We start from the raw sequence: 13,051 nt of genomic DNA, 5'->3' as shown, positions 1-13,051 counted from the left end.
CATTCTAGAGAGATGCCGATTGTCTGATTACAATAAGCAGGACTATATACATCAAGAATCGGACACATGGCCTTTATTCTTCCCGATCACCCTTTCGACCCCGACCAGCTGACGGGCAGCGTGATCGGCATCGCCTCCGCGCTCGGCTGGCACGACTCCGGCCTGCATCGGCATCAGCGCCACCAGCTGCTGTTCGCCCAATCAGGCTGCATGACCATGGAGCTGGCAGACAGGGTCTGCCTGCTCCCGCCGACGCGAGCGGCCTGGCTGCCGGCGGGCACGCCCCACAGGGTCCTGATGCGCGGGGTGGTGGCCTATCGCTCTCTCTACTTCACCCCGCACCCCGAGTTGCCGACCAGCATGGCGGTACTGGCGGTCAATCCCCTGTTGCACGCCCTGATCGAACGGATGGCGCTCTGGCCGTGGGACCAGCCGCAAGAGGAGCAGCAGCGGACGCTGGCACTGTTCATGGAGGAGCTGGGGCAGGCACCCCGAGAGTCCTGGCAGCTGCCGTTGCCGTCAGACCCGCGTCTGGCGACCTGGCTGCAGAAGATAAAGCGGGGCGACACCCTGCCCCCTCGGCTCAACCGGCTGGCCGAGGAGGTGGGTGCCAGTGACAAGACCATAGGCCGCATCTTCATGAGAGAGACCGGCATGAACTATCAGGCCTGGCGTCAGCAGTGGCGACTGCTGCGAGCCATGGAGTTGCTGGCCGAAAGCGAACCCATCAGCCGGATTGCCGCTTCCCTGGAGTTTTCCAGCGACAGCGCCTTCATCAGCTTCTTCAAACAGCACTCGGGGCAGACGCCCCTGCGTCACCTCAACTCTCGGGGTGAGTCGTCACGGCGGGGCTGACCTCCACCACCAGGGTATCCAGTGCCAATGGCTGGAGGTTGTGGATGGCATCCAGTACCACCTCCCGGGATGCCTGCTGCTGCTGGGCAAGCATCTCCTGCGCCAGCTTGGCGCTATCCAGCTCGGGCCTGGGGTTGTCGTTGGCCATGGCGTTCAGGCTCAGGCTGCTCAGTATCAGGGTCGCGATCAGGGTCTTCATCTGGCTTGCTCCGGTGTGGTTGAGATGACCAGAGAGTTAGTCCAATAGTCGTGCCAACTATATAAACAGTTGATTTTGTTTAAATAAAATCAAAACAGATACCATTTGAGGCATTCCTTCCCATCTTGTTGGTTATTTTGAAACCCATTAGTGGTTATTTTTACCACATCCATTTTCCTGGGCCCGTTCCACGTGGAACGTCCCATGATTTTGATCGACACCCGCTTTTAAACTGAGCTATGGTGCTAGCTCCCCCGTAACTGACTCTGGATCTGTCACCGAATGGAATTCTCCTTGTTCGGCGAGAAGTTCACTCGCCACGCCGGTATTACCCAACTCATGGATGACCTCAATCAGGGGCTGCTCAATCCGGACGCCATCATGCTGGGAGGCGGCAATCCGGCACCCATCCCCGCCATGCTGGAACGCTTTCAGACCGAGGCCAAGCAGCTGCTCGACAATGGCGAGCTGATCAAGGCCATGGCCAACTACGATGGCCCGCAAGGCAAGGACAGGTTCACCAAGGCGCTGGCCGCCCTGCTCAAGAGAGAGCTGGGCTGGGACATCTCGGCCCGCAACATAGCCCTGACCAACGGCAGCCAGAATGCCTTCTTCTATCTGTTCAACCTGCTGGCCGGCGAATTCGCCGATGGCCGCAAGAAGAAGGTGCTCTTCCCCCTGGCCCCCGAATACATCGGCTATGCGGACTCGGCCCTGGCGGAGGATCACTTCGTCGCCTACAAGCCCACCATAGAGAAGCTGGCCGACGGCCAGTTCAAATACCATGTGGATTTCGAGAGCCTGGAGGTGGGTGACGACATAGGGGTGATCTGCGTCTCCCGCCCGACCAACCCCACAGGCAACGTGCTGACCGATGAAGAGATAGAGCATCTGGATCAGATCGCCCGCGACAAGGGGATCCCGCTGCTGCTCGACAACGCCTACGGCGTGCCCTTCCCCGGCATCATCTTCAGCGAGGCCAAGCCGTTCTGGAATGCCAACACCATACTCTGCATGAGCCTCTCCAAGCTGGGGCTGCCGGGCACCCGCTGCGGCATCGTCATCGCCGACGAGAAGATCATCCAGGCCATCACCAACCTGAGCGGCATCATCAACCTGGCACCGGGCAGCCTGGGGCCCGCCATCACCATCCCCATGATAGAGAGCGGCGAGATCATCGCCCTGAGCGAGCAGGTGGTGAAACCCTTCTACAAGCAGAAGGCCGACTTCGCGGTCCAGTTGCTGCGAGAAGCCATTCCCGATCCGCGCTTCCACATCCACAAGCCGGAAGGCGCCCTCTTCCTCTGGCTCTGGTTCGAAGGCCTGCCGATCCACTGCCAGGCGCTCTACGAGCGGCTGAAGGCGAAGAACCTGCTGATAGTGCCGGGTCACTACTTCTTCCCCGGCATCGACGACCCCGAGTGGCGCCACAGTCAGGAGTGCATCCGCCTCAACTACTCCCAGAGCGAGGAGCTGGTGCGGCGCGGCATCGCCATACTGGCGGACGAGATCAACGCCATTTACCGCGGCAGCTGACTCGCCTGCGGATAAAAGAAAGGCCTGCAATCGCAGGCCTTTCTCGTCTCTGGTGTCAGCTCCCCGGCTTAACTCGGCAGCGCCAGCTGATCGGGTTTGCCGATGGGGATGGCGCGGGGCTTGAGTGCCTCCGGCAATTCGCGGGCGAGATCTATGGTCAGCAGACCATGCTCCAGTCTGGCCCCCTTCACCTCCACGTGCTGGCTCAGCTTGAAGGCGAGCTCGAAGTCACGCTCGGCAATCCCCTGATGGAGGAACTGACGCTCACCGGCCGCAGCGGCCTTGCGCCCCTTCACCTTGAGGGTGCCGTTTTCGGTCTCCAGCTCCAGCTCGTCGCGCTCGAAGCCAGCCACGGCAACCGTGATGCGGTAGCCGTCATGCTCCCGCTTTTCGATGTTGTAAGGGGGATAGGCCGCCGCCTTCTGGGCGAACAGGCCTTCCAGCTCGCGGGCCATCCGCTCGAAGCCGACGGCATTGGAAGAGAGGTGAGAAAAATCGAGGTTACGCATAATCCTATCCTTCTAGTAAGCAACAGGTTTGACTCTCCACAGGCCCGTCATCGGCACCCGGGAAATTTGAAAATCGCTGTGAGTTCAGGCTGTCAGCCGTTGATCTCAATCTTGCGGGGCTTCATCGCCTCGGGCACTTCACGGGCCAGATCGATGTGCAGCAGACCATTCTTGAGATCGGCACCCTTCACCCGCACATAGTCTGCCAGCTGGAAGCGACGCTCGAAGCCGCGCTCGGCTATGCCCTGATAGAGATAGTGGCGCTCGGAGTCAGCCTGCTTGTTGCCCTTCACCGTCAGCAGATTTTCCTGGAAGCTCAGCTCCAGCTCTTCCTGGGTAAAGCCCGCCACCGCCATGCTGATGCGGTAGTCGTTGTCACCCAGCTGCTCGATGTTGTAGGGGGGATAACCGGCATTGCCATTGCTGGCCGCAGATTCGATGAGATTGGCCAGACGATCGAAACCAATGGCAGAACGATAGAGCGGAGAAAAGTCGATAGAACGCATAGTATTACCCTCTTGTGAGCGATAACTGATTGTTTGCCCTCCATATGGACGGGCGCCTGGTCGAAACCTCTGTCGAGCGTTACGGCCTTGTTACCTATATAGGGGCTCACTTTTTCCTTTCAAGGGAAAAAATGAAAAGAAATTTTTGGTCGCCTGTCAGCGTCGAAAATGGCCCGATTGATATGATATTCGGCCCGCGGGCCACTCATCCCCCGATCCGCTGCGCGCCATACTGGTTGCGTCCCCCAACCAGAGACCGGAGCACACCATGCAAGTTACCCAGGTTCGCAATGCCACCCTGCTCATCCGCTACGCCGGCACCCGCTTCCTGATCGATCCCATGTTGTCTGCCAAGGGCAGCCTCCCGGGGTTTGAGGGAACGGCCAACAGCCAGCTGCGCAATCCGCTGGTCGAACTGCCCCTGCCCATGGCGGAGATCCTCGATGTGGATGCGGTGATAGTGACCCATGATCACCTCGACCACTGGGACCCTGTCGCTCAGCAGCAGATCCCCAAGCACCTCCCGCTGTTTGTGCAGCATCAGAAAGATGCCAACACCATAAGCGCCTGCGGCTTCAGGGATGTACGCCTGCTGAGCGAGCAGGTCGAGTTTGCCGGGATCAGGTTGCAACAGACCGAGGGGCAACACGGCAACGATCAGGTCATGGCGGTGTTGGGCGAGCGGCTGGGTGAGGTATCCGGGGTGGTCTTCTCCCACCCCGCAGAGAAGACCCTCTATCTGGCGGGTGACACCGTCTGGAACGCCCAGGTTGAACAAGCGCTGCAACAGCACCAGCCCGAGGTCGTCATCCTCAACTGTGGCGATGCCCAGGTGCCGGGGCTGGGTTCCATCATCATGGGCAAGGAGGATGTCGCCGCCGTCTATCAGGCAGCGCCACAGGCCATCCTGATCGCCAGCCACATGGAGGCGGTCAATCATGCCCTGCTGACAAGGCGCGAGCTGCGCGACTACCTCGGCAAACAGGGGATGGCAATGCGGGTGCTGGTGCCCGAGGATGGCGAGTCCATCGTCCTCTGATCGAGCGGGCCATGTGACCACATGGCCCTTCGGCTTTCTGTTGCCGCCCCTTATCATGGGGATCCGAGTGCAAAGGAGTCTGCTACTATGCCCAATCCCATCGTCGTCGCCGTCATCACCTTCGATCACTTCAGCCCCTTTCACTGCGCTGTGCCCTGCCTCATCTTCGGCGACACCATGATGCCAGGTGCCTCCCTGTTCGAACTCAGGCTCTGCGCCGGTGACGCCACCCGCCAGCCCGGTTCCGCCCAGGGCTTTCGCATCGACGCCAGCCACGGGCTGGAGGGATTGATCGGGGCGGACATCGTCATCATCCCCTTCTGGCGCGATCCGGCCGAGCGACCGGCCCAGCCCCTGCTCGATGCCCTGGTTGCCGCCCGAAGCAGGGGTGCCCAGATAGTGGGGCTCTGTCTGGGCACCTATGTGCTGGCCTATGCCGGTCTGCTGGAGGGACGCAGGGCCTCGACCCACTGGGAGTTCGAGCAGGACTTCATGGGCCGCTTTCCCGCCGTGCGGCTCGATACCAATGCCCTCTACGTGGACGATGAGGGTCTGATCACCTCGGCCGGCACCGCCGCCGGGCTGGATTGCTGCCTCTACCTGGTGCGCGAGCACCATGGCAGCCGGATCGCCAACAAGCTGGCCAGACGGCTGGTGGTGCCGCCCCATAGAGAAGGGGGCCAGGCCCAGTTCATCGAGCAGCCGGTGCCCGCCTCCACCCGGGACGCCAGGATCAACCAACTGTTCGATCACCTGCGCATGCATCTGGCCGAGCCTCACAACCTGGACGCATTGGCAGCGCACTGCCTGATGAGCCGGCGCACCTTCACCCGTCGCTTCCAGCAGGCGACCGGTCTCTCCGTCGGGGAGTGGCTGCTGGCCGAGCGTCTCAGGCGCAGCCAGGAGTTGCTGGAGACGAGCGGCCACTCCATGGATCGCATCGCCGAGCTGGTGGGGCTGAAGACGGCCGCCATACTGCGCCAGCATTTTCGTGCCCGTTTCGGGGTATCCCCGAGTGAATGGCGCCGCTCTTTTCGTGGCCACAACGTCTGATGACGCCCCCTGTACCGGTTCAACCCGCTATGGCAGGCTAACCAGAAATACTCAGGAGTCATATCATGTCCCGTTCCGAACGCCTGCTGGACCTGCTCCAGCTGCTGCGCGGCCACCTCTACGCCATCACAGGCTCTGAACTGGCCAGCCAGCTTGGCATCAGCCTGCGCACCCTCTATCGGGATATCGCCACCCTGCAGGCGCAAGGTGCCTATATCGAGGGAGAACCGGGTATCGGTTATATGCTACGCCCCGGCTTCATGCTGCCGCCGCTGATGTTCAGCGAAGAGGAGCTGGATGCACTGGTGCTGGGGTCGCGCTGGGTGGTCGCGCACGGTGACGGAGCCTTGAGTGCATCGGCCAGCAGCGCACTAGCCAAGATAGAAGCCGTGTTGCCCGCCGACTATCGCCAGCAGCTCCAGAGCAATGCCCTGCTGATCGGCACCTCCCGCAGCGACAGCCTCACCGATGAAGCCCCGTTGCGCAGCGCCATCCGCCAGCAGCGCAAAGTGCTCCTGAGCTATCGCGATCTCAAGGAAGATGCTTCTGAGCGCACCGTCTGGCCCTTTGCTCTTGGCTACTTCGAGCAGGTGCGGGTACTGGTCGCCTGGTGCGAACTGCGTCAGGGCTTTCGCCACTTTCGGGTCGATCGCATCACCCGGATGCAGCCGCAAGATTGCCGCTATCCCAAAAGCAGGGAGAGCTTGCTGAAAGCGTGGCGCGCCACCCAGCAGATCCCGCAGCCGAAATTCATTGCTGACAGAAACTGACAGCAGGTAGCGCCATGCTGACGGGGTCGGCGCAGATGCGCCCTCCCCGAATCAAGGAGCATCACCATGTTGTTAGTCCCACCGTTCACCATTCTCTATGTTTCTAATCCGGCCCGCAGCGCCCGCATCTATCGCGAGCTTTTCGGTCGCCCACCGGTAGAGGAGTCCCCTACCTTTGTCATGTTCGTGTTCGAGTCGGGAGCAAAACTGGCGCTCTGGTCCAGCGCTACCGTGGAGCCTGCCGTGACCCAGTGTGCCGGCGCCATGGAGCTGGCCTTCCCGCTGCCCGATGAAGCCAGTGTCGATTCTGGCTTGGCCGAGTGGCAGGCACGCGGCCTGACCATCATCCAGCAGCCGATCCGGATGGAGTTTGGCTATACCGGTATGGCCCTCGATCCCGATGGCCATCGCCTGCGCCTCTACTGCCTGGCAGCAGAACCGGGCTGAGTCGGTGCTATCAACACCAAGGCGATTTCACGTTTCACGTGGAACACGCCACTTTCCTCTCGCACAGAAAACAAAAAGCCGCTCACAAGGAGCGGCTTTTTACTGTCTGACTGCGTCGATCAGACGTCGAGGTTGGCGACCCGCAGGGCGTTGGTCTCGATAAAGTCACGACGGGGTTCGACCGCATCCCCCATCAGGGTGGAGAAGAGCTGGTCGGCGCCGACGGCGTCGTCTATGGTGACGCGCAGCATGCGACGGGCTTCCGGATCCATGGTGGTTTCCCACAGCTGATCCGGGTTCATCTCACCCAGCCCTTTATAGCGCTGGATGTAGATGCCACGCTTGCCTTCGCCCATCAGCCAGTCGACCGCTTCCACGAAGTTGGCCACAGGTTTGACCTTCTCGCCACGCTTGATGAAACCACCTTCCTCGATCAGGTTGGCAATCTCCTTGCCCAGGGAGACCAGCTGACGGTACTCACCGGACTGCAGGAAGTCGTAGCTGAGCGGGTATTCCCGGTCGACACCGTGCTGACGTACCACGGCGTGCGGCACGAACAGACTGCGCTCTTCGTCACGACGTACCTGGATCTGGTACTGGATGCCGTGGTTGCTCTCGTTGAGCACGGCTTCCATCCCCTGGCACCAGGCCAGCAGATCGGTCTCGCTGGCCAGCAGGGTTTCGTTCAACTCAGGCTGATAGATCAGCTGGGTCAGCACGGCATCCGGGGCGCGGCGGGACATGCGGGTGATCAGGTGAGAGACGGCACGGTGCTGGTTGACCAGACGCTCCAGCGCCTCGCCACCGATGGCCGGGGCAGACTCGTTGACGTGCAGGGTAGCACCGTCCAGCGCCATGGAGGTCTGGTACTGCAGCAGTGCATCTTCGTCTTTCAGATACTGCTCCTGCTTGCCCTTCTTGACCTTGTAGAGCGGCGGCTGGGCGATGAAGACGTAGCCACGCTCGATGATCTCCGGCATCTGACGGTAGAAGAAGGTCAGCAGCAGGGTACGGATGTGCGCACCATCGACGTCCGCATCCGTCATGATGATGATGTTGTGGTAGCGCAGCTTGTCCGGGTTGTACTCGTCGCGACCTATGCCGCAGCCCAGCGCCGTGATCAGGGTGCCCACCTCTTGCGAGGAGATCATCTTGTCGAAACGGGCCTTTTCCACGTTCAGGATCTTGCCCTTGAGTGGCAGGATGGCCTGGTTCTTGCGGTTGCGACCCTGCTTGGCGGAGCCGCCAGCAGAGTCCCCTTCCACTATGTAGAGTTCGGAGAGGGCCGGGTCTTTCTCCTGACAGTCCGCCAGCTTGCCGGGCAGACCGGCGATGTCCAGGGCGCCCTTGCGGCGAGTCAGTTCGCGGGCCTTGCGGGCCGCTTCACGAGCACGGGCCGCATCGATGATCTTGTTGACCACTATCTTGGCGTCGCCCGGGTTTTCCAGCAGGAAGTCCGCCAGCTTCTCGCCCATCGCCTGTTCAACGGCAGTCTTCACTTCGGAAGAGACCAGCTTGTCCTTGGTCTGGGAGGAGAACTTGGGATCCGGCACCTTGACGGAGATGACAGCAATCAGGCCTTCACGGACGTCGTCGCCACTGGCGGCAGACTTGGCCTTCTTGCTGTAGTCCTCTTTATCCATGTAGGAGTTGAGGGTACGGGTCAGCGCGGTACGGAAGCCCACCAGGTGGGTGCCCCCATCCCGCTGCGGGATGTTGTTGGTGAAGCAGTAGACCCCTTCCTGATAGGCGTCGTTCCACTGCATCGCCACTTCGACGCCGATGCCATCCTGCTCTGTGGTGAAGTGAAACACCTTGGGATGGATCGGGGTCTTGTTCTGGTTCAGGTATTCGACGAAGGCCTTGATGCCGCCCTCGTAGCAGAAGTGAGCCTCGCGGCCATCCCGCTCGTCCATCAGGCGGATGGAGACACCGGAGTTCAGGAAGGAGAGCTCACGCAGGCGCTTGGCCAGGATCTCGTAGTGATACAGGGTATCGGTAAAGATGGTCGGGCTCGGCCAGAAGCGCACTTCGGTACCGGTACCGGTGCTGTCGCCAATCTGCTTGAGCGGCGCCTGCGGCTCACCCAGGTGATAGGTCTGCTCGTAGACGTGGCCGTTGCGACGTATGGTCAGCAGCAGCTTGTCAGAGAGGGCGTTCACCACCGAGACACCCACGCCGTGCAGGCCGCCGGATACCTTGTAGGAGTTGTCATCGAATTTGCCGCCGGCGTGCAGCACCGTCATGATGACTTCGGCGGCGGAGCGGCCCTCCTCCTCGTGCATGTCGACCGGAATACCCCGGCCGTTGTCACGGACGGAGACGGAACCGTCGGAATGGATCTTGACCTGAATATCGGAGCAGTAGCCAGCCAGAGCCTCGTCAATGGAGTTATCGACGACCTCGAACACCATGTGGTGCAGGCCCGAGCCATCATCCGTATCGCCGATATACATCCCCGGGCGCTTGCGGACCGCATCCAGGCCCTTCAGCACCTTGATATTCGAGGAGTCGTAAGTATTTTCACTCATAGCTTACTCTCTGCCTTCTCTAACGTTTCGGAGATCTTGCCTTGTTCCACGTGGAACAGCTTGCAGTCACTCGCATCCATCATGTCTGCGAGCTGACCGGTATCGATGGCGGTGATAAACACCTGGGACGCGCACTGCTTCAGCCTTGCGGCCAGCAGGCGACGTTTGTCGACATCCAGTTCAGAGGCAAAATCGTCAATTAAAAAAATACAGCCACGGCTGCTATGTTGATTCAAATAGAGCCCTTGAGCCAGTCGCATGGCACAGACCAGCAACTTCAACTGACCCCTGGACAAAATATCCTGAGCGGGTACCCCGTTCGCCTTGAGCCGCACATCCGCCTTCTGCGGACCGACCCCAGTGTACCCCAGCGAACGATCCCGCTCGAACCCCGCCTCCAGCAAGTCGCCGAGGGGAGTCTCTCTCTCCCAGCCCCGATAGAAACCGAGGCTGATGTCGAATTCCGGCAGAAAATCCGCCGTCATCTCCTTGATCAGGGGAGTAATGGCCTGACAATAACTGGCGCGAAACTCCGCCAGCTCACCCCCGAGCCGCACCAGCTCCTGATCCCAGAATGCCAGCTGGCGATACTGGCTGCTCTGGCGCAGCAGCGCATTGCGCTGTTTCAGCAGACGCCGCACCCGCCCCCACAGGGAGAAGAAGGTCGGCTCCTGATGAAAGACACCCCAGTCCAGCCAGGCCCGGCGAGCCTGAGGCCCGCCGGTCAGCAGGTTGAAACCATCGGGGTGGATCAACTGCACCGGCAACAGCTCGGCCAGATCGGCCAATCGCTGGGCCTGGGCCCCGGCGATCTTGAGCTGGGTCTCGCCCCCCTTGTCCTTGGCAAGCCCGATGGGCACCTGACGCCCTTCCAGCTCGCACTGGGCAAACAGGGTAAACGCTCTCTCCCCCTGGCGGATGACCCGCCCGGTCAGGTGAGTACGAAAAGAACGACCGAGACCGAGGTAATGGATGGCTTCCAGCACACTGGTCTTGCCGCTGCCATTGCACCCGACCAGGATATTGAGGCCGGGGGACAGCGCGAGACTGGCGTGCTGGATGTTGCGAAAGTCGCTGAGCTGGAGTTTGACCAGGGACACGACTAGATCCGCATCGGCATCACCACATACTGGGCATCTTGGCTGTCAAAATCCTCAATAATGGCACTGCTGATGGAATCGCTCAGGCTGATCCGAATTTGGTCACATTTTAACGTATTCAGCACGTCCAGCACATAGGAGACGTTGAAGCCGATCTCCATCTCGCCAGCGGCATATTGTACGTCAAGCAGCTCCTCGGCTTCTTCCTGTTCCGGGTTGTTGGCGGTGATGCGCAGCAGGTTTTCCTGCAGATTGAGACGCACCCCACGGAATTTCTCGTTGGAGAGGATGGCGGCGCGGGCGAAGGCCTGGCGCAGATCCTCACGACCGGCGATCAGGGCCTTGTCACTCCCCCGGGGAATGACGCGACGCCAGTCCGGGAAGCGGCCATCCACCAGCTTGGAGGTGAAGATGAAGCCATCCAGGGCGGCGCGCAGGTTGCTGCGACCGACCTGCAACCGCACCGGCTTGTCTTCTGCCTCCAGGAGGCGCACCAGCTCCAGCACGCCCTTGCGGGGCAAGATGACCTGATGATCGGGCAGCGATTCCCCGACCACTTCGCGGCGGCAGGTGGCCAGGCGGTGACCGTCGGTGGCGACGGTGCGCAGGCCGTGGCCCTCGCTCTCGAACAACATGCCGTTCAGGTAGTAACGCACATCCTGGCTGGCCATGGAGAACTGGGTCGCATCGATCAGTTTTTTAAGCTCCAGCTGGCTGATGTCGAACTCGAGCACGGATTCCCAGTCCTCGATGTTCGGGTACTCGGTCGCCGGCAGGGTCGAGAGATTGAAGCGGGAACGACCGGAGCGGATGATGAGGCGCTCCCCTTCGGTGTTGAGACGGATATCCGCCCCTTCCGGCAGGCCGCGGCAGATATCCAGCAACTTGCGCGCCGGCACTGTGGTGCGCCCATCCTGGCTGTCGCTGCTGAGATAGACCTGGCCTATCATCTCCACCTCGAGATCTGTCCCGGTCAGCGACAGCAGGCCATTGCTGACATCGAGCAGGACGTTGCCGAGGATGGGCAGGGTCGGCCGGCCACCCAGGGCACCGGACACCAGTTGCAGAGGACGTAACAGGGCCTCACGGCTAATTTCGAGCTGCATCTGTGCTCTCCGTTGTGATTAGGAGGAAAATTTTCGGATCAGGTTGGAATATTCGAGCCCCATCTGTCCACTCCGTTCCGTTATCAGGAAGAAAGGGTACGGATCAGGTTGGAATAGTCTTCCTTGATGTCGTGACTCTCCTCCTTCAGCTGCTCGATCTTGCGGCAGGCATGAAGAACGGTGGTGTGGTCACGGCCACCAAAGGCATCCCCTATCTCCGGCAAACTGTGGTTGGTCAGCTCCTTGGCCAGGGCCATCGCCAGCTGACGCGGGCGGGCAACGGAGCGGGAACGACGCTTGGACAGCAGATCCGCCAGCTTGATCTTGTAGTACTCCGCCACCGTCTTCTGGATGTTGTCGATGGTGACCAGCTTCTCCTGCAAGGCCAGCAGGTCGCGCAGCGCCTCGCGCACGAAGTCGATGTTGATGGCACGACCGGTGAAGTTGGCGTTGGCGATCACCCGGTTGAGGGCGCCTTCCAGCTCACGGACGTTGGAGCGCAGACGCTTGGCGATGAAGAAGGCCACTTCGTCCGGCAGATGGATCTGGTTCTCGTCCGCCTTGCGCATCAGGATGGCGACGCGGGTCTCCAGCTCGGGCGGTTCGATCGCCACCGTCAGACCCCAGCCGAAGCGGGACTTGAGACGATCCTCGACACCGTTGATCTCCTTCGGATAACGATCCGAGGTCAGGATGATCTGCTGGTTGCCTTCAAGCAGGGCGTTGAAGGTATGGAAGAACTCCTCCTGGGAGCGCTCCTTGTTGGCGAAGAACTGGATGTCATCGATGAGCAGGGCATCGACGCTACGGTAATAACGCTTGAACTCTTCAATGGCGTTATTCTGCAGCGCCTTCACCATGTCCTGCACGAACCGTTCGGAGTGCATGTAGATGACTTTGGCGTCTTTCTTGCGTTCCTTGATGGCGTTGCCAACGGCGTGCAGCAGGTGGGTCTTGCCCAGACCGGTGCCGCCATAGAGGAACAGCGGGTTGTAGGCGCCACCCGGATTGTCGGCCACCTGACGGGCCGCCGCACGGGCCAACTGGTTGGACTTACCTTCGACGAAATTCTCGAAGGTGTAGTTCACGTTGGTGTTGCTCTTGTGGTTCGGCTCGGGCTTGGCTTCCGCCTTGCTTTCCCAGCTCTTGTGAGAGTTATTCACAGGATCGACACCGCGCGCCGGCGCTCTGGCGACCGCGACGGGATGGGGACGATTACCGATGTCAAAACGCAGGGTGGGAGCATCGGCTCCGCACAGCTCGTTGATGATGCCATTGACCCGGAGCAGGTACTTGTCGCGTACCCAGTCCAGAACGAAGCGATTCGGTGCATACAGGGTCAGAGTATTGTCACTCAACTCCGCTTGAAGCGGCCGGATGCACATGCTGAATTCTGCCGA

Annotated in this window: 13 protein-coding genes; 6 read left to right on the top strand and 7 right to left on the bottom strand. The window is 60.7% G+C overall.

The window, feature by feature from the left end; genetic code table 11:
- Positions 1-66: 66 nt before the first annotated feature.
- On the top strand, positions 67-855 hold the full coding sequence (locus ACWPWQ_RS18135; protein ID WP_454010441.1) for an AraC family transcriptional regulator: 789 nt from the start codon (positions 67-69) through the stop codon (positions 853-855).
- On the opposite strand, the gene ACWPWQ_RS18130 is transcribed toward ACWPWQ_RS18135, so the two are convergent.
- On the bottom strand, positions 821-1,054 hold the full coding sequence (locus ACWPWQ_RS18130; RefSeq protein WP_319914244.1) for a hypothetical protein: 234 nt from the start codon (positions 1,052-1,054) through the stop codon (positions 821-823). The genes ACWPWQ_RS18135 and ACWPWQ_RS18130 overlap by 35 nt on opposite strands.
- 282 nt (positions 1,055-1,336) lie before the next feature.
- Here ACWPWQ_RS18130 and ACWPWQ_RS18125 point away from each other — a divergent pair, with 282 nt between their 5' ends.
- Positions 1,337-2,590: a valine--pyruvate transaminase gene (locus tag ACWPWQ_RS18125; RefSeq protein ID WP_043132726.1), complete on the top strand. Its 1,254-nt coding sequence runs from the start codon at positions 1,337-1,339 to the stop codon at positions 2,588-2,590.
- A 68-nt stretch (positions 2,591-2,658) separates the two neighbouring features.
- Here ACWPWQ_RS18125 and ACWPWQ_RS18120 read toward each other — a convergent pair whose 3' ends face one another.
- Positions 2,659-3,099 (bottom strand): Hsp20 family protein, encoded by a 441-nt coding sequence (locus ACWPWQ_RS18120; protein ID WP_454010440.1) that lies wholly within the window; start codon positions 3,097-3,099, stop codon positions 2,659-2,661.
- A gap of 92 nt (positions 3,100-3,191) precedes the next feature.
- On the bottom strand, positions 3,192-3,605 hold the full coding sequence (locus ACWPWQ_RS18115) for an Hsp20 family protein (RefSeq protein ID WP_042000332.1): 414 nt from the start codon (positions 3,603-3,605) through the stop codon (positions 3,192-3,194).
- Positions 3,606-3,873: 268 nt separating this feature from the next.
- On the opposite strand from ACWPWQ_RS18115, the gene ACWPWQ_RS18110 reads away from it, so the two are divergent.
- The 4 genes from ACWPWQ_RS18110 to ACWPWQ_RS18095 all read left to right on the top strand — a co-directional run bounded on the left by ACWPWQ_RS18110 (position 3,874) and on the right by ACWPWQ_RS18095 (position 6,914).
- Entirely contained in the window at positions 3,874-4,644 is a 771-nt protein-coding gene (locus tag ACWPWQ_RS18110; RefSeq protein WP_454010439.1) for an MBL fold metallo-hydrolase, read from the top strand.
- Between the two features lie 87 nt (positions 4,645-4,731).
- Entirely contained in the window at positions 4,732-5,697 is a 966-nt protein-coding gene (locus tag ACWPWQ_RS18105) for a GlxA family transcriptional regulator (RefSeq protein WP_139437121.1), read from the top strand.
- Between the two features lie 65 nt (positions 5,698-5,762).
- Entirely contained in the window at positions 5,763-6,467 is a 705-nt protein-coding gene (locus ACWPWQ_RS18100) for a helix-turn-helix transcriptional regulator (protein WP_454010438.1), read from the top strand.
- A 69-nt stretch (positions 6,468-6,536) separates the two neighbouring features.
- Complete coding sequence (locus ACWPWQ_RS18095; protein WP_454010461.1) at positions 6,537-6,914, top strand: VOC family protein; 378 nt, start codon at positions 6,537-6,539, stop codon at positions 6,912-6,914.
- Positions 6,915-7,033: 119 nt separating this feature from the next.
- Here ACWPWQ_RS18095 and gyrB read toward each other — a convergent pair whose 3' ends face one another.
- The 4 genes from gyrB to dnaA all read right to left on the bottom strand — a co-directional run.
- Entirely contained in the window at positions 7,034-9,445 is a 2,412-nt protein-coding gene (gene gyrB / locus ACWPWQ_RS18090) for a DNA topoisomerase (ATP-hydrolyzing) subunit B (RefSeq protein ID WP_454010437.1), read from the bottom strand.
- Positions 9,442-10,545 (bottom strand): DNA replication/repair protein RecF, encoded by a 1,104-nt coding sequence (gene recF / locus ACWPWQ_RS18085; protein WP_005326309.1) that lies wholly within the window; start codon positions 10,543-10,545, stop codon positions 9,442-9,444. The genes gyrB and recF overlap by 4 nt, the downstream gene beginning before the upstream one ends.
- Before the next feature lie 2 nt (positions 10,546-10,547).
- On the bottom strand, positions 10,548-11,651 hold the full coding sequence (gene dnaN / locus ACWPWQ_RS18080) for a DNA polymerase III subunit beta (RefSeq protein ID WP_005326306.1): 1,104 nt from the start codon (positions 11,649-11,651) through the stop codon (positions 10,548-10,550).
- Positions 11,652-11,734: 83 nt separating this feature from the next.
- Positions 11,735-13,051: chromosomal replication initiator protein DnaA (gene dnaA, locus ACWPWQ_RS18075; protein WP_454010436.1), on the bottom strand; the 1,317-nt coding region annotated here is incomplete at its 5' end.

The organism is Aeromonas sp. Marseille-Q7275 (genome assembly GCF_965119515.1).
Note: the sequence above shows the minus strand (reverse complement) of the source record. Positions and strands in the feature narration are given on the sequence as shown.

Bases quoted from the DNA above. Each gene is read 5' to 3' on its own strand.
- ACWPWQ_RS18110 (WP_454010439.1), top strand. From the start codon at position 3,874: ATGCAAGTTACCCAGGTTCGCAATGCCACCCTGCTCATCCGCTACGCC.
- ACWPWQ_RS18130 (WP_319914244.1), bottom strand. From the start codon at position 1,054: ATGAAGACCCTGATCGCGACCCTGATACTGAGCAGCCTGAGCCTGAAC.
- ACWPWQ_RS18115 (WP_042000332.1), bottom strand. From the start codon at position 3,605: ATGCGTTCTATCGACTTTTCTCCGCTCTATCGTTCTGCCATTGGTTTC.
- ACWPWQ_RS18100 (WP_454010438.1), top strand. From the start codon at position 5,763: ATGTCCCGTTCCGAACGCCTGCTGGACCTGCTCCAGCTGCTGCGCGGC.
- gyrB (WP_454010437.1), bottom strand. From the start codon at position 9,445: ATGAGTGAAAATACTTACGACTCCTCGAATATCAAGGTGCTGAAGGGC.
- ACWPWQ_RS18105 (WP_139437121.1), top strand. From the start codon at position 4,732: ATGCCCAATCCCATCGTCGTCGCCGTCATCACCTTCGATCACTTCAGC.
- ACWPWQ_RS18135 (WP_454010441.1), top strand. From the start codon at position 67: ATGGCCTTTATTCTTCCCGATCACCCTTTCGACCCCGACCAGCTGACG.
- dnaN (WP_005326306.1), bottom strand. From the start codon at position 11,651: ATGCAGCTCGAAATTAGCCGTGAGGCCCTGTTACGTCCTCTGCAACTG.
- ACWPWQ_RS18120 (WP_454010440.1), bottom strand. From the start codon at position 3,099: ATGCGTAACCTCGATTTTTCTCACCTCTCTTCCAATGCCGTCGGCTTC.
- ACWPWQ_RS18125 (WP_043132726.1), top strand. From the start codon at position 1,337: ATGGAATTCTCCTTGTTCGGCGAGAAGTTCACTCGCCACGCCGGTATT.